Origin of the sequence: Bradyrhizobium sp. CCBAU 21365 (assembly GCF_015291305.1) — a bacterium.
GTDB classification, from domain to species: Bacteria; Pseudomonadota; Alphaproteobacteria; order Rhizobiales; family Xanthobacteraceae; genus Bradyrhizobium; species Bradyrhizobium elkanii.
This window is the reverse complement of record NZ_CP030036.1, coordinates 3,986,801-4,002,312: the sequence shown is the minus strand read 5'-3', so window position 1 is coordinate 4,002,312 and position 15,512 is coordinate 3,986,801. Positions and strand designations below refer to the sequence as shown.

16 protein-coding genes are annotated in these 15,512 nt (G+C 62.8%); 3 read left to right on the top strand and 13 right to left on the bottom strand.

Annotation, left to right across the window (positions count from 1 at the left end):
• Positions 1-36 precede the first annotated feature (36 nt).
• On the top strand, positions 37-1,662 hold the full coding sequence (gene aspD / locus XI02_RS18145) for an aspartate 4-decarboxylase (protein WP_018271003.1): 1,626 nt from the start codon (positions 37-39) through the stop codon (positions 1,660-1,662).
• Between the two features lie 100 nt (positions 1,663-1,762).
• Here aspD and XI02_RS18140 read toward each other — a convergent pair whose 3' ends face one another.
• From XI02_RS18140 to XI02_RS18090, 11 genes are all read right to left on the bottom strand, one after another.
• Positions 1,763-2,500, bottom strand: a complete 738-nt coding sequence (locus tag XI02_RS18140) for an outer membrane protein (protein WP_018271002.1) — start codon at positions 2,498-2,500, stop codon at positions 1,763-1,765.
• Positions 2,501-2,713: 213 nt separating this feature from the next.
• Complete coding sequence (locus tag XI02_RS18135; protein WP_038374749.1) at positions 2,714-2,944, bottom strand: hypothetical protein; 231 nt, start codon at positions 2,942-2,944, stop codon at positions 2,714-2,716.
• A 249-nt stretch (positions 2,945-3,193) separates the two neighbouring features.
• The gene (locus XI02_RS18130) at positions 3,194-3,487 is read right to left on the bottom strand and encodes an HdeA/HdeB family chaperone (protein ID WP_018271001.1); all 294 of its coding nucleotides are present in this window, start codon (positions 3,485-3,487) and stop codon (positions 3,194-3,196) included.
• Between the two features lie 23 nt (positions 3,488-3,510).
• Complete coding sequence (locus tag XI02_RS18125) at positions 3,511-3,807, bottom strand: HdeA/HdeB family chaperone (RefSeq protein ID WP_016842236.1); 297 nt, start codon at positions 3,805-3,807, stop codon at positions 3,511-3,513.
• Positions 3,808-4,050: 243 nt separating this feature from the next.
• Positions 4,051-4,485 carry a hypothetical protein gene (locus tag XI02_RS18120; protein WP_244620874.1) on the bottom strand — a complete coding sequence of 145 codons (435 nt, stop codon included), beginning with the start codon at positions 4,483-4,485 and terminating at the stop codon, positions 4,051-4,053.
• 17 nt (positions 4,486-4,502) lie between these two features.
• The gene (locus XI02_RS18115; RefSeq protein WP_018270999.1) at positions 4,503-5,435 is read right to left on the bottom strand and encodes a DUF2950 domain-containing protein; all 933 of its coding nucleotides are present in this window, start codon (positions 5,433-5,435) and stop codon (positions 4,503-4,505) included.
• Complete coding sequence (locus tag XI02_RS18110; RefSeq protein ID WP_041482804.1) at positions 5,432-7,117, bottom strand: DUF3300 domain-containing protein; 1,686 nt, start codon at positions 7,115-7,117, stop codon at positions 5,432-5,434. The genes XI02_RS18115 and XI02_RS18110 overlap by 4 nt, the downstream gene beginning before the upstream one ends.
• An 87-nt stretch (positions 7,118-7,204) precedes the next feature.
• The gene (locus XI02_RS18105; RefSeq protein ID WP_210291425.1) at positions 7,205-8,539 is read right to left on the bottom strand and encodes a TAXI family TRAP transporter solute-binding subunit; all 1,335 of its coding nucleotides are present in this window, start codon (positions 8,537-8,539) and stop codon (positions 7,205-7,207) included.
• A 91-nt stretch (positions 8,540-8,630) separates the two neighbouring features.
• Complete coding sequence (locus XI02_RS18100) at positions 8,631-9,044, bottom strand: hypothetical protein (RefSeq protein ID WP_041482636.1); 414 nt, start codon at positions 9,042-9,044, stop codon at positions 8,631-8,633.
• A 24-nt stretch (positions 9,045-9,068) separates the two neighbouring features.
• Positions 9,069-10,301: an HlyD family secretion protein gene (locus XI02_RS18095; protein ID WP_018270995.1), complete on the bottom strand. Its 1,233-nt coding sequence runs from the start codon at positions 10,299-10,301 to the stop codon at positions 9,069-9,071.
• A complete protein-coding gene (locus XI02_RS18090) occupies positions 10,294-10,731 on the bottom strand; it encodes a hypothetical protein (RefSeq protein WP_018270994.1) in 438 nt (145 codons plus the stop codon). Before XI02_RS18090 ends, XI02_RS18095 begins: the two co-directional genes overlap by 8 nt.
• Before the next feature lie 156 nt (positions 10,732-10,887).
• Between XI02_RS18090 and XI02_RS18085 the strand changes: the two genes are divergently transcribed.
• Positions 10,888-11,343 (top strand): hypothetical protein, encoded by a 456-nt coding sequence (locus XI02_RS18085; protein ID WP_018270993.1) that lies wholly within the window; start codon positions 10,888-10,890, stop codon positions 11,341-11,343.
• Positions 11,344-11,366: 23 nt separating this feature from the next.
• Positions 11,367-12,167 carry a polyphosphate kinase 2 gene (gene ppk2 / locus XI02_RS18080; RefSeq protein WP_018270992.1) on the top strand — a complete coding sequence of 267 codons (801 nt, stop codon included), beginning with the start codon at positions 11,367-11,369 and terminating at the stop codon, positions 12,165-12,167.
• Between the two features lie 41 nt (positions 12,168-12,208).
• Here ppk2 and XI02_RS18075 read toward each other — a convergent pair whose 3' ends face one another.
• Both XI02_RS18075 and XI02_RS18070 read right to left on the bottom strand, forming a co-directional pair.
• Positions 12,209-12,610 carry a hypothetical protein gene (locus XI02_RS18075; protein ID WP_018270991.1) on the bottom strand — a complete coding sequence of 134 codons (402 nt, stop codon included), beginning with the start codon at positions 12,608-12,610 and terminating at the stop codon, positions 12,209-12,211.
• A 123-nt stretch (positions 12,611-12,733) separates the two neighbouring features.
• On the bottom strand, positions 12,734-15,484 hold the full coding sequence (locus tag XI02_RS18070; RefSeq protein ID WP_018270990.1) for a decarboxylase: 2,751 nt from the start codon (positions 15,482-15,484) through the stop codon (positions 12,734-12,736).
• Between the last annotated feature and the right edge of the window lie 28 nt (positions 15,485-15,512).

Genomic DNA, 15,512 nt, shown 5'->3' with positions numbered 1-15,512 from the left:
CCATTCCAACAGCCTGCATCGCCCCGGGAGTGTCAAATGGCCGATCTTCTGACCCTGAAGAAATTCGAGGCATTGAGCCCCTTCGAGATCAAGGACGAGTTGATCAACCTCGCCAAGAGCAATTCGAAGCGGAGCCAGATGCCCTTCCTGAACGCCGGGCGGGGCAATCCGAACTGGGTGGCGACGACGCCGCGCGAAGGCTTCTTCCTGCTGGGACAATTCGCCATCACCGAGAGCAAGCGGGTGATGGAGCACCCGGCGGGCATCGGCGGCATGCCTCAGGCAAACGGCATCGCCGGGCGGTTCGAGGCCTGGCTCAAACAGCACAAGGACATGCCGGGCGCGAGCTTCCTGACCGAGATGCTGCCCTTTGCGGTCAAGAAATTCGGCTTCAATCCGGACGCCTTCGTCCACGAACTGGTGGATTCGATCATCGGCGACAATTACCCGGTGCCGGACCGGATGCTGGTGCACAACGAAAAGATCGTGCACGAATACCTGATGTGGGCGGTTTGCGGCGAGCCCCGGCCGGCCGGGAAATTCGACATCTATGCGGTCGAGGGTGGCACCGCGGCGATGTGCTACCTCTTCAAGTCGTTGAAGGCCAACCGCCTGCTGGTGCCTGGCGATACAATTGCGCTGGCGACGCCGATTTTCACGCCCTACATCGAGATGACGCACCTGGAAGACTACGACCTGAAGGTCGTTCAGATCAGGGCTCCGCAAGAAAACAAGTTCCAGTTCACCGACGAGGAAATCAAGAAGCTGGAGGATCCGAAGATCAAGGCCTTCTTCGTGGTCAATCCGTCCAACCCTCCGGGGATGGCGTTGAGCAAGGAGACGGTTGCCAAGCTGGCCAATCTGGTCAAGACCAAGCGCCCCGACCTGATGATCCTCACCGACGATGTCTATGGCACCTTCGTGCACGGCTTCCGTTCGCTGCTGGGCGAACTGCCGCACAACACCATCGGTGTCTACTCCTATTCGAAGTATTTCGGCTGCACGGGATGGCGGCTCGGGGCCATCGCCATCAACGAGGACAATATCTTCGACAAGATGATCGCCAAGCTACCGGACGACGCCGTGAAGGCACTCGACAAGCGCTACGGGCCGCTCACGCTCGAGCCGCGCAAGCTCAAGCTGATCGACCGCATCGTCGCCGACAGCCGCGACGTGGCGCTCAATCACACCGCGGGATTGTCGTTGCCGCAGCAGGTGATGATGAGCCTGTTCTCGCTCGCCGAGATGATGGACGTGAACAAGGCCTATCAGGCGGCCTGCATGGAGATCGTCAACAAGCGCCTGTGGTCGATGCTCGACGGGCTCGGGTTGGCCGACAAGCTAAGCCCGAATCCGAACTACGATGCCTACTACGCCCTGATCGATTTCGAGTTCTGGGCCCGAAAGAACATCGGCGACGCTGCGGTCGAATATCTAAAGAAGAACGTCCATCCGCTGGACCTCGCGTTCAGGCTGGCCGAAGCCCACGGGATCGTGCTGTTGAACGGCGGCGGATTCGATGCGCCCGAATGGTCGCTTCGCGTGTCGCTCGCGAACCTGCCTGACGATGTCTATGACGACATCGGGCGCGGCGTTCGGACGATCGCGAGGGGCTATCGCGACGCCTACGAAGCAGCGGAGGGCGGAGCCACGAAGCGCTGACAGCGGTGTTTGCCGCGCATCGAGCGTCCGATCCGGCAGGGCTGAAGCAAAAGAAGAGCCCCGGCGATAGTGCCGGGGCTCAAATTACATGTCACGAAGATCAGTATCTCGCGACGACCGGCCCGCCGAAGCGATAGTTCAGGCGTATCGTCAGCAGATCCACGTCTTGTCCGATCCGGTTGGCAGCGCCGGCCACGATGGGATTGACGACCGAAAAAGTGTTGTTCGCATCGCCCATGAAAAGACGGTCATATTCGAGCCCGACGGACCAGTTCGGAGTGAAGCCGTATTCGAAGCCCACGCCGACGGTGCCGCCCCAGCGGGTCGACGTCGCCGACGCGACCCCAATTCCGCCGACCGTGGTCCAGATGTCATAGCGATTGCTGGTGACCGCTGCACCGCCCTTCACGTAGAACAGCGCGGCATCCCAGGCCCAGCCAAGCTGGCCGGTGAAGAGACCCAGGCCGTCGGTCTTCGTTGTCGTCGAGAACCTCGGATCGATCAGGCTGAGGCGCGAGCTCTTCAGGTCCGCCCAATCACCCTGTCCTTCCAGGCCGAAGACGAACTGGCCGGCCTGCCAGCGATAACCGAGCTGTCCGCCGAAAACGCCGCCGGAGCGCGAACTGCACCCGTCGGCCACGACACCTCCGAGGGCGGGGAGGAAATCCCAGCAGGTGCGGCTCTCACCCCAGCCGCCATTCGCACCGATATAGAAGCCGGTCCAGTTGTAGACCGGCGGAGGGACCGGCACAGGCGCCGCCTTGACAGCCATGTCAGCCGACAACGCCGGCGTGGCCATGCCGACAATCGCGGCGACAGAAAGCAAAAATCTCTTCATGGAATGATCTCCGGGTCTCTTCGCGTTAATCGAGAAAAGCAGTCCTTGCGCTCGCCCAATCGGGGCAGTGGTCGAAGCCTAGATGTGAGTCACGAAAAGCCACGTGCCAAAATGGCAACACTCAAGGGCAAACGAAACACCGTGCTCGGACTCCGCGTTCAACTTCGGTGCAGCACGAAGCTCGTCCTGCCGGAGAGGCGGCGCCGCGCCGGCTCACTGCTCGACGAGCCAATCGGCAATGTTCTGCGACGGGATCAATTGCCTGGGGAGGTGCGGATTGATGGTGCCGGCAAACACGACCAGCCCTTCGTCCAGTTTTGACCGGGCGAATACCTTGGCTTCCGATTCGCTGGCAAATGTCCTGGTCTCGCGAGGACTGCGCGCCCTTCGAGCCAGCAGACCACGTCGGCGAATTTCATAAGTGACATACCAGATGGCCGACACTGCGACACCGGGCAAGAGCGAACAGCCCTAGCGACACACCATCTGGCCGGTGGCCGCGCCTTGACCTTGGTCAAGGGCGCGGACCGTAAAAATACGGGCGCCGCGGCCCGAGTTGAGGGAGGAGCGATTCGATCAGAAGCGCGAGTGAACTGCGACGAGCCTGCCGACCGTTGGCATCGCGGGGCTTCACCTCCGACCCGAAAAGGACAATGATGCCGTCCAATGCCTGCGCGTTCGCAACAACGATGATCAGCGCCAGTTCTTTTGCATCGCATTCATTACGGTGTCTGCCTTGTGCGACTTGCAGTACTTGCCGATTACCTTGCCGTTTCGCTCGACGTAGCGAAAATCGACGACGGTCAGATTTTTCGATGCGCTGAAATAGCCCGACATCCAGGAGCTGATCAGCGTTTGTCGTTCCTGATCCGACTCCAGCAATTGCTTGCAGGTAATGAGGGACAGATCGACGACGACCTGCGCTTTGGCCACGACGCTGGTGGCGAGGAGTGCAACAGTCGCAATTGCAAGAATCGATGGTTTCATTGTTATCTTCCAACCCTGTTTGATCACTGGCCGGCCGTGGAGCGCTCAAGGCCGGCCATCACGGTCTGAGTGGGATTAATCGCGCACCACGCCTTCACGCTTGCGACATTTCGCGCATACGCGTTGAGATCGACGAAGACGTATCCCTTCTTTTGATTGAACCAGCCACTCATCCAGGCAGAAAACACGGAAGAATCGCCCGGGGACATGGCGAGGTATTGCGAGCAAGTTATCCGCGCCATATCGATGCTGGTCTGAGCTTGCAGCGGGCTCGACAACGCCGCACCGGCAAGCGCCAGGCACACAGTGATTTTGTTCATTCGATTTCTCCCAAGCTCCGTGCACAGTGATTTCTATCCAGCGATCTGCGCCCTCACTGCCAGACAAGGACCGGAGTCCTTGCTTGCGTCAGCACCTCAAATGAAGGCTGAACCTGAGCCTCGGACCCGGCCTTGAGATAGATCAATCCATCCCTCAGTGCCGCCCCCCGGACGCTGGTCGTCGCGCGGCGGAGGCACCTTCCACGTGCGGCCCATCTGAGGCAGGGCGAATCGAGCCCGAGTTCACCGCAGCGAAATCGTGAGGCCGCCCAGATTGGCGGCGAATTCCAATCCTGCTTTCGGTCCCTTGAGCATGAGCACAACGCCCTGTTCATTTCGCAGGCTCACCCCGCCGACGCCACCGGCCCATGCGCCGCCTGCTCCGACCAGCGTGTAGCTGCCGGCGAAATCGTTGACGTCCCTGATGCCTGAGGCGGTGCCTTCCAGCCAGGTCACCGACGCACCGGCCGTCACGCCGAGGCTGAAGCCGGACGCGATGAACCGATAGTGCCGCCCACGGTAGGTCAACGTGCCGTTGCCGCCGCCGCCACCCACGACGAGCGCCGCCTTTACGAACTTGACCTGGACGTGGCCGACGGCCTGCGCGAAGCATGGCGCGACCAATAGGACCATCGCCGCAAGCGCCAGTATGACGGAACGGATCACGGATCGCGTCACTGCGGTCCCCTCCTCGCTCAGGGATTTGCCGGGTCCACTTTCTTCCAGGTCTGATCCGGATCGAAAACGACCATGCGCTTGGCGAGGAAATCGGTGCGTGAGCCGAGATCCTTCTGATAGACCGTGCCTGCGTGGTTGACCAGGAAGGTCATGACGCCGGAATTGCCGTATTCGGCGGGATAGGCGACCAGCGCGAATCCACCGATCATCTTGCCCCTCACGACATAGTTCAGCGCGCCGCCAGGAGCGTCGGAGCCCTGTGCCTTCAGGATCCGATAGTAGTAGCCGTGGTACGGCATGCTCTGCTCGCCGACCTTGTAGCCTTCCGCGGCGGCCTGGGCCGCCAGCTCGCCGAGCGGGCTCGGATCCTTGTCGTCGCGCCAGAACAACCCGTCCGTCTTGCCCGGCCTGCTGACGATGCGCTGCGCATAGGCGCCCACACCCTCGCCGCGATCCTTCTCTGCGTATTCGTTCTGTGCGTCGACATAGGCAAGACAGGTCTGGATCGCGGCCAGCTCGTTGCGGCCGATCCTGCGGTAGAGGATTTCGCGACGTCCCGCGGCGGCGTCGAAACTCCAGCCGTCATTGTTGTTGACGAGCGGGATCGGGAGCGGGAAATCGTCCCTCCCCAAAATCAAGGTGGCTCTCTTGTTGCCGTCAGCCTTGATCGAATGCTTGGCGTCGTAGGCGGAAAGAAAGCTCTCTCGCGCATTGGCGTCGGCGACATCGTCGCCCGACTCGATGATATCGGCGGCATCGCGGCCCAGCACCTTCAGCATCGCCCGACTGGTGCCGGCCTTGACCGCGGTTGCCAAGGCGGACGCCGCGTCTTCCGGATTGGGGAAGCCTTGCTGCGCGCGCGCAGGAGACAGCAGCAAGGCGAGTGCTGTTGCTGCGACCACGCCGATCGAGGCAATACGATCCAGTCGCGAGTCCGAGGAGCGTGTCATCGTGATGCCTCCGACGGGGATGGAATCTTCGCGCCGGCGGCAAGCCAGTCGTTGTAGCTGCGGAACTTGAGTCCAAGCTTGTCGTAATAGACCCTGAGATAGCCGTCGGCGCCGCGCGTCACCGCCGCCGGCATGATCTGCTCGACCTCCTGCGCCATCACGCCGACATAGCTCTTGTTGCTGCCGAGATAGCTGAAGCGATAGTAGCCTAGGCCGTTGGCGAGGTGTCCAAGCAGCTCGATATCGTGCTTGAGCGCGATGTCGGAGCGTCGTCCACCGCCGCCGCCGCCGCGAAAGCCGCCACCTCCGCGGAAGCCGCCTCCGCCGCCGCCACGGCCGGCAAAACTTGCGCCGCCGCCGCGCGGCATGCTGGCCATACTCGATCGCCCGCGCGCCGATGCCGCCGCAGCCGCCCGTCCGGACGATACGTTCATGGCGCCACCGCGACTGCCACCGCCACGATTCGCCGCAGCTGCGCGGTTACCGGCATTGCCGCGGTTGGCGGCCTTTGCGCGATCGCCCCCGCCCTTGGCCTTGTTGCCGGCGCCGGCGCGGTCGCCGCCCTTGGCGCGATCAGCGGCACCTGCGCGGTCGCCGCCTTTGCCGCGATCGCCCGCACGGTCTCCGCCGCGGTCGCCTCCACGGTCTCCAGCCCGATCTCCGGCGCGATCACCGCGGTCTCCTGCCCGGTCACCGGCGCGATCTGCGCCCGGGCGATCGCCGCCGGGCTTGAGAACCTGCTGACCATCGCGGCCGCGAAAATCCATCCGGTCGCTGGCACCGGCCCGATTGGCGTTGCCGCCGAAGCGCTGCTGCACGTTGCTGTTGTTGTAGCGGACGCCCTGGCGATGCGCCGGATTGTGCTGCCAGCTGTTCCCGATGTTATTGACCCGGTTGAAATTGTTCACATAGACGTTCCGATTGCCCCAGTTGAAGCCGCCGCCCCAATAATTGCCCCAACGTCCGATCGCCCATCCGGCGCCGAAGACAAGACCTGCCGCGATCACCCCGGCGCCGATATAGGACGGATAGCCGAAATAATACGGCGGATAGTCTGCATAGGGCCACGCGCCATAGACCGTCGCGGGATCGTAATAGGGCACGTAGACCGTGTTCGGATCGGTCTGCTCGATGACGATAACCTGCTTGCTCTCCTGAGTCTGGACGCTGACCTTCTGCTGCTTGGTCGTCACCAGCTTGTTGTTGGCCTGCGCCTTGCTGCGCAGCCGCTGGATCGCATCCATGACGTCGGGCTGCTGCGCCAGCACGGCATCGCCCAGATTCTTCGTCCAATCGATCTTGTCGCTCATCATCGCGAGCACGTCGGCGGTGCTCGCGAGCGCCTTCACGCTGTCATCCCAGGCCTGCTTGTCGACCTCGGCCTTCAGTGCATCCCCTTTCAAGCTCTTGCGCTCCTTGAGCCAACGATCGGCCTGCACGACCTCGAGCGGATAGGTCGACGCCGCCAGCACGTTGGCGAGCAGCGAGTCCGGATAAAGCGCGATCGGCGCCACCAGGGCTTCCAGCTGTTCCGGCTTCAGGAGCTGATCGGCAGGCTGCGTTGTTGCCGCGGCCGGCTGGCTGGCCTGGGCCGGCGGCTTGTCGGCAGTCTGCGCGGTTGCGGCAACGGACGTCACCGACACCAGCACAACCGCAAGCAGAGTCTTGCCCCAACGGAACATCGCGACCTCCATCGACACCAACGGTCGACAACATCGGCCACGGTCCCGTCCCCTCCTTGATCAAGATCAAGGAAACGGCCCTTCCGTTCAGCTTTCGGCTCGGCCTTCGATTTGGCTTTCGGCTTGGCCCGGCTGTCGCGACGCAAGGTGGATGCGGCGATCGTGGATCAGGTTCTCGAGCCGATGGGCCGCAACGTTCACCGCCGTGACGGCGCGCTCGGCCTTGTCGTCCGCGACCGGCTGGTCCCGCTGCGTTCGCAGCACCTGGTCGATTTCGCGCTCGATCTCTTCCAGCTCCGACTCACGCCCGGCCGCGCGAATCCGGCGCCCCAACGCATAAAGCGTGTCGAGCGCCTCCTCGCGGCTCGGTGTCTCGACCGGTCGGAGGAATTTCCACGCTGCCGCAAGCACGGACGCAAGTCCACCGGCGATCATCGGCGCCAGGAAGATCGCATTGCCCCACTGGTCGAGAAAACTCTCCCTGGTCCCCTCATAGACCGCCGCCGCCCCCGGATGCACCGGGATGTAGGCGCCTGCGTCGGTATCGGGCGTCGCGATCTGGGAGAGTGCCGGCAACTCGGCAAGCAAATCCCGTCGCGCATTCATGATCGACTGCGTCAGGTCGCCGATCAGGTCATTTCCGAGCTTCTTCTGCGCTACCAGATAGAACGACGTCTGCAGCGTCGTCAGGTCGTCGGCAGGAACAGGCGGCGAGCCGCGCAAGGTCCCCTTCGGCACGTCGAAGCTTTCATAGGCGCGCTCCTTTTCGGCGATCGCTCCGGCGGACTCGATGGCGATCATCACCGGGCCGGCTCGCGTGGTGCGCGAGAAGACATTGCGCAGCAGCGAAAGATATTTTTCGGTCAAAGGCATGACGAGCAGGATCGCCCGGACTTCCTTGGCATCGAGCGCCCGGCGCGCGTCCGCGGGGGCGAGCGGCTTGAACGTCACGCCCGCGCGCGTCAGATCGTATTCATCGGTCAGCACCTTGATCAGCTTCTGATTGGCTTCGGCGCCGATCACGCCGATGGTGGCGCGCTTCAACTCCGCTACGTCGGATATCGCAGCGCCGGGCGGCGCGACCAACAGGACGGTGGCGTGGGCCAACACGATAACGGCCTGGGCCTGCGAGAGATCGCCGACGTCTCCACGCACGACCGCGAGGTCCACCTTTCCGGACGCGAATGCCTTGGCAGACTCAAGCGGTCCCGGCGTCTGGACCAGGCTGAGCCGGACTGGCGCTTTCGACTGGGCAAACTTCCCCGCGATCGCCGAGACCAGCCTGCCGGCCTCGCCGTCCACCGACCCGACTGCGATCGTCAAGGTCGTCGGCCGCTCGTACCAGCGATAGGCCAGCAAGCCTGCGCCCCCAACCAAAAGGACGAGGCCGGCCACCAGGGCGATGCGCAATGACCTCGGCAACCTGCTGGGATCCACGGCGCATCACCCAATCGGTCCGGCCTCAGCCGACAACGGTCTGGCGGCGCGGAGCCAGCGCGGGGAGCGGACGCCTCTAGATCTTGCAACGATGATAGTTGACCTCCATCCCCTCGATGCCCGGGAACTGGCGCGTAATGGTATCGTTGTCGACGGCCTTAAGGAAGAACTGCACATTCGATACCATGATTCCGGACGCGCAGCCGACGATGATGTTGATGGTCTGGCCGTCGTCCTTGCGCGATTTGATCTTGCAGTTCTCGAACTTGCCCCGCAGGCGATCGGGCTCGGCGATGAATCCGCCGCCATAGACGCCTGAGAAGTTCGTGAAGGTCAGCTGGTTCGCCCTGCCCTTGTGGGCGAACACTTTTCGGCATTGCTCGGCGCTCGTGGCCCAGGCACCCGTGAGATCGAATGCGTGCGCGTAACCCGGCAATCCGAAGATCATGCCTGTCGCCACGATTGCGCGAAGCTTACGGTCCGGTCTCATGGGCTGTCTCCCTGTTCGCGCCCGTCAGTGACCGCTGAGCACCAGCGTCTGGATCGGCAGCAGCAGAGCCTGAATCCGAAGCAGCAAGGCATGAACGAGTGCAGTCGCGTCGACGGCGTGCAGGGCAAGGCCTTTTAACGTGCCGGTTTTCGGATCGGCAATCACGTCATGATTGCTGGTGTAGGCATTGACGATGCACGTGCTGCCTGGTGTCACGCCGTCAAGGCCGCCCTTGTAAAGCGGCTCCAGGAACACGAGGATCGAACCTGGCTTTTGCAGGCTCTGCGGGTCGATCAACAGCTCGCTGGCCCGAAACTGGCCGGCGGCGATGAAATCCTGCACGCTGGTGACGACCAGCGGAATGATCACCCAGGGTTTCGACATGCAGGTGGCTTCCGCGATCATGCCGGGCTTCATCACCTGGGCCTCGATCTGCCCGAATCCCGCCTGCAACCTGTTGCGGCCCGCTTCGTCCGGTATCATGATTCCGGCCGGCCGCATGATCTGGGCGACGAGGTCCCCGGGGCGAACCAGGAATTGCTCGACGCGGCCATCGACGCCGGCACGGACGAAAGTCTTGTCGAGATCCACCTGCGCCTGCGCCCGCGCGGCCTCGGCGCTCGCCTTCTCGGCCGGCAACAGCGTGGAGACGCGTAGCGCTGCCGATTGCTTGGCGGCGCCGGCGGCATCGACGCCGGACTGCCGCTGATCAACCAGGACCTGCAGCTTCTCGATGTCACGTTGCGGCACAATGCCGGGATTGCGGCGCTGCAACTCGCTCTTCACCTCCAGCTCGTCCTTGGCCTGCTGCAAGGAGGCTTTCGCCTCCCCGATCTGAGCGTCCGCCTTGACGACGTCGGCCTGCGCCGCGATCAACGACGCATCGACCTCGGCGATCTTTCGCTTGGCGGTCTCGAGTGCGGCCTCCTGCTTCGAACTGTCGAGCCGGAACAGAACGTCGCCTTTCTTCACCGGCGCGGTGAAGTCGACATTGACCTCGACGACGCGACCGGAACCTTCGGGCAGGATCGGCACTGTCCTGAAGTAGATCGCCGCGGAAGTTGTCGAGGGATGAAAGTAGAAGATCATCGTGATCAGCGAGATCGTGAGCATCAGGCAGCCGGTGATCCCCCATCTCAGTTCGTACCAGACAGAGAAGAACGTGATCTCCTTGCCGAACCGCTTGCCTTGCCGATAGCGGCGGTAGAGGTAATCCGGCAGGATGGTCACCAGCGAGCAGATCATCAGCTCAAGCATGGTTGTGCACCTCTTGCTTCGCGGGCGTCCGGACGTCGGGACTGCCGTCAGGTACGGATTCGGCTTCCGGTTCGGCAGCGCCCGGCGTGGCGTCGGCGATGCGCTCGACGGAATCGGCGATGCTGCGCATCGGCGTGCCGAAATCCGGCAGGTCGATGAGTGCCAGCAAGAGGCCGGCGACCCAGAAGATATGCATGTGGGTGAACAGCGATATCAGGCCGAGGACGGCGACGATCTCAAACTGAAGTTTCTGGCTCTTGTGCGCCATGCGCTCCGGCAGGCTGTGCAGCTTCCAGTACAGAGTGCCAACCCAGAAGACTGTGGCTACGAGGAAGATGCCCATCACCACCATCAGGGTGTCCGACCCGTCGGCGCCGGGAATGAAAAACGGCAGATGATGGGGGGCCGCCGGATGCATCTGTTCGCTCAAGCCAAGTCTCCCGGTCGCAATAACACCGCAAGCGAATCTTGATCGACACTGCTGACGATCCTATCGCGCTTGCTTGATCTGGATCAAGGAAGCCGGTCGGCTCATCCCTACCGTTCCGGGGGCAAGGTGGAAGATCGGGCTTAGGAGTCCCCAGCCATGCGAGACAAGATCGATGATCTGATCCCCAAGGCACACGAAATCCAGAAGCAGGCGGCGCTCAAGGAAGCGGAGAAAGCCGAGGAGCACGCCAAGCGTGCGGCTGCCATCGAAGCCGAGAAGCGCGCGTTGATCGAGCGGCTGAGCAAGCCCTCCGGGCTCAGCGAGGACGAGAAGGTCAAACTGGCGTCGACGGTGATTCAGCGGGCGGTGCGCAACGGGTTGAGCGAAGTGCAGGTCTATCGCTTTCCCAATACGCTGTGCACCGACAAGGGGCGAGCCATCAATCAGATGGAGGCCGGCTGGGAGAAGACGCTGACGGGCATACCTAAGGAAATCTACCAGCTTTGGGCTGACTACCTGCAGCCGCGCGGCTACCGCATCCGCTATCAGATCGTCGATTACCCCGGCGGCATGCCCGGCGATATCGGAATCGTCATTGCCTGGGGCGACTAGTTGAAAACGACGGACGGGGATCCATGGCGAAAGACAAGTCCGCGGAGAAGATGAAACGCAAGGATTATGAGAAGGAGCTGCAGAAGCTGCAGGTCCAGCTCTGTCATCTTCAGGAATGGGTGAGGGCGAACAATCTCAGGGTCATCATCCTGTTCGAGGGACGCGATGCGGCCGGCAAGGGCGGGACGATCAAGGCACTGACTGAAAAGGTCAGCCCGCGTGTGTTTCGCGTGGTCGCACTGCCCGCGCCGTCCGATCGTGAGAAGACCCAGCTCTTTCTCCAACGCTATATGCAACAGTTTCCGGCGGCTGGCGAGATCGTGATCTTCGATCGCAGCTGGTACAATCGCGCAGGCGTCGAATATGTGATGGGGTTCTGCACCCCGGCGGAGCACAAGCGGTTTCTCTCGCTCTGCCCGCAAATGGAGCAATACATCATCGAGGGCGGCATCATCCTGATCAAGCTGTGGCTCGAAGTCGGGATGGATGAGCAGGAGCGCCGCTTCAGGGCCCGGATCGACGATCCGCTGCGGCAGTGGAAGCTGAGCCCGATGGACACGGAATCCTACCGCCGCTGGTATGATTACTCCCGCGCGCGCGACCTGATGTTCAAGGCGACGAGCTCGAAGCACGCGCCCTGGAACGTCATCCGTTCCGACGACAAGCGGCGGGCGCGGCTGAACTGCATCGCGTTCCTGCTGAAGACGATTCCTCACGGACGGGTCAGGCGCGACAAGGTCAAGCTACCCCAGCGCTCCAACAAGGGTCGCTACAACGATCAGGCCGGACTGCGCGGAATGAAGTTCGTCGAGGAACGCTACTAAAGCTCCGGGCCGCGCCGGGCGCGGCCTGGATCACTCCGGACCTATTTCAAGCGAATGGTAACCCCACCCACGGCGGCTGACACTTCGGCGCCGACCTTCGGGCCGCTGAGCTGCAGGATCACGCCATTGGCGTTCTGCAGTTGCACGCCGCCGGCGCCCGCGGCGATCGCCCCACCGGCGCCTGCAGCGCTGTAGGAGCCCTCGATCGAGGCAGGCCCTCTGAGATTGAGGGCGCGCCCGACCAGCTTGGTGGTCGAAGCGCCGATCGTGAAGCCGACGCTCATGCCCGACACCGTGAACGGATAGCGCTTGCCGCGCAGGGTCAATACGCCCTCGCCGCCTCCGACACCAACGATGAATCCACCCTTGGTGAAGATGACGGCGACCGAGCCGGTTTCAGCCAGCGACGACGTGCTGAATCCGGCCAATCCAATCGCCAGCATAGCAAGAGCTCCGATCAAATTCATTTTTCTCATCGTGTCCCTCCAGGAACCGGTTGCGTTACGCTTGTTGCGCAAGACTCATCGCCGCAAGAATGCGAAGACGCCTTGCGGACTCTCCTTCGTTTATGATGCAGCCTTGAACTTCGGCGCGGCCGCTCGCGGCTTGCCCTTCCTGGCCAGTGCCTCGGTCGTCACGAGCTTCAGGCCCTCGGCCGCGTCGTAGCCATGGATTTCCTTCACATCCAGCTTGCGCATGAAATCGATGGTCTCCTGCGTGACGACCTGGCCAGGCACCATGATCGGGAAGCCCGGCGGATAGGGAATCACGAAGCTTGCGGAGACGAGATCGGGCCCGTTCTTCAGGCGCCGGTCGATCTCGGGATCGTTCAGGCGAATATATTCGCATCCTGCAGCGTCATAAGCCGAATAGAACCCGCCGCGGATGTCGCCCTCATTCGTCTTCGTGCCGGCATCGCCGCGATAGGCATCGTGGAAATGCGAGAAGTTCGGCAGGTCGGGGACGTCCTTCATCAGGCTGTTGACCCGCATGTCGAAGTCGACCCTGGCGTTCGCGCCGCCCCTGGCCAGGCTGCGATCGATTTCGCCGGAGATTTCGGCCAGCACCCGGACGAGATGCGCGACGTCGCTCCGCGTGTTGTTGATGTTGGACTGGATCAGGACCGAGTTGCGCGAGGTCTTGTTGACCTGGATGTTGTAACGGCTGGCGAGCAGCCCCTTGAACGACGTTCCGTCGTACCCGGCGGTGCCGCAGACCAGCGTCATCCGGGTCGGATCGAGGCAGAACTCGTCGTCGTTCAGGCTCTTCAGGGCGCTCGCCCAGTTGGTCCCGGCCGCCAGATAGTCGGTGAAGCCGCTCTGGCGGTATTGCTTCGGCACCATGGCATCCGCGCCGAGAACGCGGAAATACCTCGAAATCAACGGATTGGTGTTGACCGCGTTGCGGATGGCGAACGCGATCTCCATGGCATTGGCCACCAGTCCATACCCCTCGAGTTCCATCTGCCGGCGCGAGACGTCGAGGCTGGCGATCAGCTGCTGGTTCGGGCTGGTCGAGGCGTGCGTGAATACGGCCTCCTTGAACTGCGCTTCGACGGTGTGGAATTCGATGTCCTTGACCGCCAGCATCGAGCCCTGGCGGATCGCCGACATCGACTTGTGCGTCGAATTGGTCTGGTAGACGCGCAGCCGGATCTGGCGCGGATCGGGGATCAGCCTGGTCTTGAGCAGCACCTCGTCGGAGGGATTCTTGCCGAGCTCGGCCTGCTGTTTCTCATAGGCGGCGACCGATTTCGGATCGCGCATCCAGGCTTCGATCTCGTTCGCCGCGCCCATCGCGGTTCGCCGCCTCAGGAACGGCGAAAACCGCGCGAAGCCGAACCAGGCCTCGTCCCAGAGGAAGATCAGGTCAGGCTTGATCGCGAGGCATTCCTCCATCACCCGCCGCGTGTTGTAGATGTGGCCGTCGAAGGTGCAATTGGTCAGGTCGATCATCTTGACCCGGGCGAGCCGGCCATCGGCCTTCGCGTTCAGAAGCGCCTGCTTGATCGTCTGCAGCGGCACCGCGCCGTACATCGAGTATTCGGTCATCGGGAATGCCTCGACGTAGAGCGGCTGCGCGCCGGCCAGCACCATGCCGTAGTGGTGCGACTTGTGGCAATTGCGGTCGACGATTGCGATGTCGCCGGGACCCAGCAGCGCCTGCACCGCCATCTTGTTGGATGTCGAGGTGCCGTTGGTCACGAAGTAGACGCGGTCGGCGCCGAGCGCGCGCGCGGCCTTCTCCTGCGCCTTCTTGATGTTGCCGGTCGGCTCCAGCATGCTGTCGAGGCCGCCGGTGGTCGCGCTGCTCTCGGCAAGGAACAGGTTCAGCCCGTAGAATTCGCCCATGTCGCGAATCCAGTCCGACTTGAACACCGACTTGCCGCGCGCGATCGGCAGCGCGTGGAAGGTACCGATCGGCCGCTGCGCATATTTCTTCAGATTGTCGAAGAACGGCGTGTCGAAGCGATCCTGCACGCCCTCCAGAATTGAAAGGTGCAATTCGAGGATATCCTCGACCGAGTAGAACACGCGGCGCACCACGTCGGCCTCGGGATCGCCGGCGATGGCTTCCACGTCGCGGTTGGACATCAGGTAGATGTCGAGTTCGGGACGAACCCGTTTCAGGATGTGGGCCAGCCCCAACGCAGACGCGTCGGACTCTTGGCTGAGCCCCATCGCGGTCATCATGGATCGCAGCACCGGCGCATCGTGACGCGAACGCAGGGCGAAGCCCTCATTGATCACGACCGCCGCAATGTTGGGGTTGAGCATTGCCGCACAGAAGGCGTCCTCGAGACTACCTACCACGACGGGCTCATAGATGAAGGCGTCGAGCGGACGCCGCAGCTTGCGCCATTCCGCCAGGAGTCCCGGCCAGTTGCTGGCCGGCACCCCGGTCACGATCAGGGTCTCGAAGTAAGGACGTCGCGCAGCCGAATGTCCGAGCGTTGGCGGGAGCAAATCCGGAACGTCGCCATTGCCGTCATCCTGCGTGCTCCAGTCACCTGCATGCTGGCGGAAGGATTTTGTCTGAATCGCTTGCGCGATCCGCGCCGCAAGCATATGCGAGGTGGCGGCGTCGCCGGCCGTCGCGGCTTCCTTCAGCGCCGTCATCAAGCGCAGGCCCGGGTAGCCGTGAAACTCCTCCGTGACCGCAAGCGCCGACAGCGCCGCGTCATACGGCGCACGGTCGCCGCCCCTGCTCCACGTCTTTGCCGCCTCGACCAGATCGCGCCAATTGTCGGCCCGTCCGCCGGGCCCGGAGAAGAACTGGTCGATGCGCTGCTGTGCCGGCTTCGCGTCGTTGGCCATGAGTATCTCCCGATCTCGTGATCTCAGC